Here is a 6732-nt window from a genome sequence, read left to right as displayed (position 1 = left end):
CAGACGCGCCGCTACGCGGGCACTACCAAATGATTCTTCGATAGCAGCTACGCGGGCATCTTTGATGAGTCAACGCGGCCCCTTGTGCCGTTAGTTGCGGCACACTATCCTGAATTTACCCTGGGCATCTGATGAATTTACGGCTAGTGCCGGACAGCATCCACTTGGAGGAAGCATGACCAGTCCCAATAATTTTCCGCGCTCATTTCGCCCTCGTGCGCGCCGGGGGAGGGTGCGGATGGGCGTATGGATCACGGCCGTGATCGCAGCCATGACGATGACCGTGGCGCCGGCAGTTGGACAGCCAACAGCAACACCGACGGTGCCACCGGCCCCCCCGGCGGCAGCAGACGCGCCATCCGCTGCCAACCCGGACTCGACAGCCATCCCCGGTGCCGGCGTTCCAGCAGCCAAACCCCTTGTGGTCAAAGGACCCAAGGGCGCGCCAGTTACGACGCCGCAAATCACCGGACCGATCAAGGTGACCGCGACGTCGTATCCGTTCGGGGCCGCCGAGCATACCCGCATTCCCGAGAACCTCGCTGCCATCGGATACGTCGAGGAGGAGTATTTCGTCAGCGGACTGGCCAACGTCTATACCTGGCCAGCCCCCGGACCGGCAGTGGTCCGCACAGCCAACGCACCCTATACAACCCGTATCCTGGTCCGCCGCCCCGCCAAAGTCGCCAAGTTCAGCGGCAACGTCGTGGTGGAACCGTTGAATCCATCCAACCTGTTCGATTTGAATCTTGGGTGGGGCCTCATGCACGACCAGCTGATCCGCAATGGAGACGTGTGGGTGGGCATCACTATCAAGCCGGTATCCATGCAAACACTCAAAACCTTCAATCCCACCCGGTACAAGCCGCTGGCCATGGACAACCCCTTGCCCCTCAGCGATCCGGCAAACTGCGCCACTGTCCCTTCGGACAGCTCCCGGACCACTGAAAACGGCCTGGCCTGGGATATTTACAGCCAGGTTGGCGAACTTCTGCGCAGCACCTCTGCTAAGAGCCCGGTGTACTACAGCGGCAAGAAGCCCCAGCATGAACTCAAGTTGTATGGGTTCGGCTACTCGCAAACCGGCGGCTACATGTACGACTACATCAACGCCGTCGCACCACGGGCAGTCCAACAGACCGGTCTGTCCATTTACGACGCGTACATCGTCGCAGTGGCCGGTGGCGCCTTTGCCGGGATCTACCCCATCAATCAATGTGAGGCTATCCCTGCCGTTACTGATCCACGTCTGCAGTTCTCCAACGTGGGCGTTCCGATCATTCATGTGATGTCCCAATCGGACTACCTGCTCGGAATCACCGCCCGCAGACCCGACAGCGATGTCCCCACCGACGCGTACCGCCAGTACGAGATGGCCGGCGCCGCGCACGCTACGCCCACCGAGCTGAACTTCTCAGCCGCACCAGCAGACATAATAAAAGGCGGACGTGCAGTCCCACCCATGGACTGCAACGAAGGTCCCAGGAGCCGTTTTCCAAGCGCCATCTTCTTTGACGCCATGCTCCAGAACCTGAATCAGTGGGTCCGCAAGGGTATTGCCCCTCCACACGGCTCCCCGATCGTCGTGCAGAACAACGCACCCGTGTTGGACCGGTGGGGCAATGTCGTCGGTGGCCTGCGCTCACCATTCCTCGATGTACCCACCTCGACGTGGTATGGCAGTTCGACCGGAGCGTCCTTCTGCTTCATAGCCGGACATGAAGTGCCATTCAGCCAGGCCCTGCTCCAGCAGATCTACCCAAACCATGGAGCCTACGTGAAGGCCGTGAAGAAGGACACGAAGGCCCTCGTGAAGCAACGTTTCATCACAAGCTACGACGGAGACAGGCTCATCCGTGACGCCGCCGCTGCCAACGTCCCCTGAAGGACGAATATGTATTGAAGCGCCGCTGATGAAGCCGCGGATTCAGGTGCGAAGCCGAATCCGCGGCTTCACCCGTCGGTCCCGGAACCGGAATCTTTGCTGGCACTGGCCTGTCAAAGATGAAGGTGGGGGATGACGGCGCCCACACAATTGCGCCACCCCCCTCGGATTGGGTTGGCGTATAGAAACGACGGCTCAACCGGGGCGGAAACCGGCAAGCCAACGCCGCACTCTACCAACGGAATCACCATGCTCGATGACGCCGCCATATTGGTCAAGCTGCAGCTCCAGCTGCGCCACGGACACCAGCCCTCAACGACAAGGGCTGCCACCAAGGCCTGTGCGGCGACCTTTTGACCGCCGGGTCTAACGAGAGCTGCCCGCACGCTGCGGAGGGGGCGTCCATTCGTCCCCTGAGGGAGAAGATGGCCGCCATAGCAGGCTCCGACCACCAAAGGAGCCTGGCCGTAGTTCTCCTGACCGTCCGGTCCGGGATGGTCCAGGTCAAGGGCAATCCAGGGCAGGTTCCCCTATGCCCAGCAGCCGGGGCCTGCTGTCCTCGGGGCTCAAACGCCGCCGAAGCGCATCATTGTCCCGCAAGTCCAATTGCGCCACCGTCCAAGTAGCCGGCCGTGCCCCAGTGCCGGCCGGGCCTTTCCCACCTGAGTGGCAGCGTTCCTGACATGGACCCTGTGGTGTGGCCCGCATGGTTGGCCCACGATTGCTGTTCATGGTTCACTCCCCGTTGTGACGGACCGACCGACCGATCCCATCGATTCCAGCATCGCACCGTGGAGTCAGGGTCCTTGTACCCTGTGCATCGCCGTCGTGGAGCGGCAATCATTGAACCTGAAAGGCCGTGCCGTTCGTGGCACGGCCGGCTGTCGACACGTGAAGGACGGTAGTTGTCATGGACGGTTCGACACCTTATGAAGGTTTGCCCATTGTGGTGGGAGTGGACGGTTCTCCGGAGTGCGTCTTGGCGTTGAGGTGGGCGAAAAAGTTGGCCGTCCCACTGGGCGCGACCATCAAGGCCGTCACGGCCTGGCACCTGGAAGTGGTGTTCGCCCCCTATGCCGCTTCAGAGTTGAACGGGGAGCCACTTGCTAGGCAGATACAGGACCAGGCCTTGATGGAGGCGTTTGGGGACGACCCGCCCGAGGGCCTCATCGGAGAGTGCCGCCGCGGGCAGCCGGCAAAGGTCCTGATCGAGGAGGCAAATAAAGGGCAAATGCTCATCGTCGGTTCCCGGGGACGCGGCGGATTCGCGGGCATGCTCTTGGGTTCGGTCAGTTCGGCCTGTGCCGCGCACACGAGGTGCCCGGTGCTTGTGGTCCATGCGGACAGGCGCAGCGAATCAGCCCAGATAGTTACAGGGGCGGGTGAACTCGGGTCGGATGCCGATGAGCCTCGACCAAGCCACGGCGAAACCTTTCCGGAAAAGCTTTAGGCATGTTAAGAATCCTTGCATCTGCAAGTCAAATATCCACAAGTCAGATGTCAACCAAATTTTGAGCAGATGCGGGGGTGCCTAGCTGTTGTCTTGAGGGGAGCCCGCCGACGGCCCATGTTTAGGTCTGAAAGACTCGGATTTTACTAGTGTTCGGCTGCAATCGAAAACACGGCAGTTCGACGCCGAACTCTAGGGCGGGCGACCATAACTCCCGTAACGTGATTGGGGTCTTTCGACTCTCCGCCCCAGGAATCAACGCGGCTAGCGTTGATGTCAACGACGAGTTATGTTCACTACACATAGGGGCCCGTCGTGGCGACAGGCCAGCAGACTTGACGCTTATAGTCCACTCGTGCAAAGTCTCGAGCGTTCAGCACTTCTTTAAAAGGAAACGTCATGACATTCCCCATCGCCATCATTGTGGCCGTCGTCATTCTACTTTTGATCGCAGCCGTGCTGGCCATCCACGTGATTAACCAATACGAGACGGGCGTGGTCTTCCGCCTGGGCCGTGTCCGCGGTGTCAAGAAGCCAGGCCTGGCGGTGATCATCCCGGTCATTGACAGGATGCCCAAGGTCTCGATGCGAATCATCACCATGCCCATCCAGTCCCAGGGCATTATTACCCGCGATAACGTCAGTGTCGACATTTCCGCTGTCGCCTATTTTCGTGTGGTGGACGCCGTGAAGTCGGTCGTGGCCATCGAGAATGTCTACTCGGCGATCGACCAGATAGCACAAACGACGCTAAGGAAGGTGGTGGGCCAGCACACTTTGGATGAAACGCTTGCCGAAACTGACGTCATCAACTCCGGGATCCGGGAAATCCTGGACATGACCACTGTGGAATGGGGTGTTGAGGTGACGTTGGTGGAACTCAAGGACATCCAGCTTCCGGACAGCATGAAACGTGCCATGGCCCGCCAGGCGGAAGCTGAGCGGGAGAAACGGGCTAAGATCATTGCCGCCGAAGGCGAATCATTGGCAGCAGCGGCACTCGGCGACGCCTCGGATACCATGATGGCCCACCCGTTGGCGCTCCAGTTGAGGAACCTCCAAACACTCGTGGAACTGGGGGTTGACAAGAACACGACAGTCGTCTTCCCGGCACCGTTGATGAGCACCATCAGCGAACTGGGCGCCTTCTTGGCCCGCGAAACGGCATCAGCGAACGCGACAAGAGAATCAAAAGCACCCGGAGCAGCCGTCTTGAACCACCAGCTGCTTGGTGGGGGCGGGCCTGATCGCGCCAGTACTGGATCCCAGTGATGCGGAGTTCAATGAGGTCACCGGGTCGGCCGACGGCGAACCGGCGAGAAGGGCTCCCTCCCGGCCAGTGCTGACCGCGGCAAGCTCCATTGACAACTGGACTCCAGGAATGGGGCACTCGGAAAAGCCCGCGAGTCCCGACCAGCTGTGACTGGTCCAATGCCACGGTCAGGATACTTGGTTCCGGTGACGTATTTGGTGGACCGGAACCGTCATTTTATACCGGAAAGATGAGAAATATTACTCCATTCCCCTTTGCCATGACGGTGCGTGCGTGAACGCAGGTGGATGAACGCGATCACGGCCAGAGGCAGCACCCGCGACGGTGGGGCAAGCCGCACCGAGTACAAGGAAACGTCCCGGGAGACTACTAGATCCGAGAAGGACTTCGCCTCGATGCCACGATGGTATTGGCACCGGTAACGTCTCGATCCACCGAATCGTAGGTCGTTAGCTCTCCCCGCAATGGCACCGAACCTTGGGGGACACTGATCGGTGTGGGCCTACTATGAAACTATGAAGCGGAGCTTGGGCTGAGTCCATCCTCGCGGAACACCTCATAGGAAGCGCCCCCATGCTGATCGCACAGAGATCCATCCGGTTCGACCTAGTCCCGTCCCTTGGAGCGACCATCTCGCCGGTATTGGCACGGTCTGATGTCCGGGTGGTGGTATCCGGTGTGGCGTGATATTTTGCGACACCGTGTGGAGGTTCTCCGCGATGAATTTCTCACCACAGCAGATGAGCTCCTGACGACCCAGGAGCATGTCCAGGTTCTATTGTCCACAGTGGTGTCCATGGCGGAGGACGTTGGTTTGGACGCGATCCTTGATCGTGTAGTTGTCTCCGCCTGTGAATTGGTCGGAGCCCAATACGGGGCGCTGGGCGTCATTGGCGATGGCGACTTGTTGAGCCATTTCGTCACCACAGGTATCAGAGCAGAGCAGATTGCGCGCAGCGGGGAGCCGCCCACCGGGAACGATGTCTTTGGAGACCTGATCCAAGCACCTGAACCACTACGGCCCAAAGATTCCAAAGAGCATGCCAACGATGCGGGCCACCCGACAAACAAACCACCGATGACGACTTTCCTCGACGTGCCCATCCGGGTCCGCGGGAGGGTTTTTGGCAACCTGTATCTGGCGGAATACGCGGGCGGCGACGGATTCAGTGACGAGGACGAGGCCCTTTGTATTGCTCTCGCTGCGGCTGCCGGTGTAGCCATAGAGAACGCCCGCCTTTTTGATGCAGGCGCTCGACGCCGCCGGTGGATGGAGGCCGGGATGGAAGCCAATGAACAAATCCTGGCCACCCGGGACGACGGCAATGCTCAGATCCTCGAGGTGATCGCCGAACATGCGCTGGCGGCCTCGGACTCATCCTTGGCCGTCATCGCGTTTGCTCGCCCGAATGGGCAGAGGCTCTCCTACCAAGCCGCGGTCGGAGTCCAGACGTTCACGGTCGGCCAGGAATTCGCGCTCCCACCCGTCATCGCTGCGGTCCTGACTTCCGGGGTACCGATGAGTGTTGGGAATGCGTCGGATATCTTCGGCCCCGGGCATGGGAGCGAACTTGGACCCGTGATGGTGATGCCCTTGGGCCTTTCCGGCATAGGCCAGGGCGTTGTTATCCTAGCCCGGACGGAAAAGGCACCACCCTATTCAGAGGAGGATGTGGACACCAGCATTCTCTTTAGCTCACGCGTGGCCCTGGCCGTTGACTTGGTCCGGCAACACCGGGAGAGGGAATCCGTGCTGATTTCCAATGACCGGGACAGAATCGCCCGAGATCTGCACGACCACGTTATCCAAAGGATTTTCGCTGCGGGCCTAAGCTTGCAAAGCCTGCGCCGTACCATCACTGACGAGGCCTCCCTGGAGCGCCTGACCACCGTCACCAGCGAACTCGACGAATCGATCCGCCAACTTCGGGAAACCATTTACTCCCTTCACCCGCCTCAGGACACTCTGGAACCTCTAAGCCATCGGCTGCTGTCTACGATCAACGTCTTAACCGCCGATGCCGGCTTTGAACCCCGAATCCACATAGCAGGGCTCGTCGACGGCGGACTGTCAGATGCTGTGGTCGAAGACTTGATGGCGGTCGTCACGGAAGGACTGAGCAA

Annotated in this window: 3 protein-coding genes and 1 pseudogene; all 4 read left to right on the top strand. The window is 60.1% G+C overall.

Annotated elements, in window-relative coordinates; translation table 11 throughout:
* Nucleotides 1-238: 238 nt before the first annotated feature.
* Nucleotides 239-1885 (top strand): alpha/beta hydrolase domain-containing protein, encoded by a 1647-nt coding sequence (locus CVV68_RS22475; RefSeq protein ID WP_110503210.1) that lies wholly within the window; start codon nt 239-241, stop codon nt 1883-1885.
* 910 nt (nt 1886-2795) lie between these two features.
* Nucleotides 2796-3164: pseudogene (locus tag CVV68_RS22470) on the top strand (universal stress protein); the annotation flags it as partial.
* A gap of 570 nt (nt 3165-3734) precedes the next feature.
* Entirely contained in the window at nt 3735-4607 is an 873-nt protein-coding gene (locus tag CVV68_RS22465) for a slipin family protein (RefSeq protein WP_110503208.1), read from the top strand.
* A 797-nt stretch (nt 4608-5404) separates the two neighbouring features.
* Nucleotides 5405-6732, top strand: a 1328-nt coding sequence (locus CVV68_RS22460; protein WP_245933741.1) for a GAF domain-containing sensor histidine kinase, incomplete at its 3' end; no start/stop codon positions are given.

The organism is Arthrobacter livingstonensis (assembly GCF_003219815.1).
GTDB classification, from domain to species: Bacteria; Actinomycetota; Actinomycetes; order Actinomycetales; family Micrococcaceae; genus Specibacter; species Specibacter livingstonensis.
Note: the sequence above shows the minus strand (reverse complement) of the source record. Positions and strands in the feature narration are given on the sequence as shown.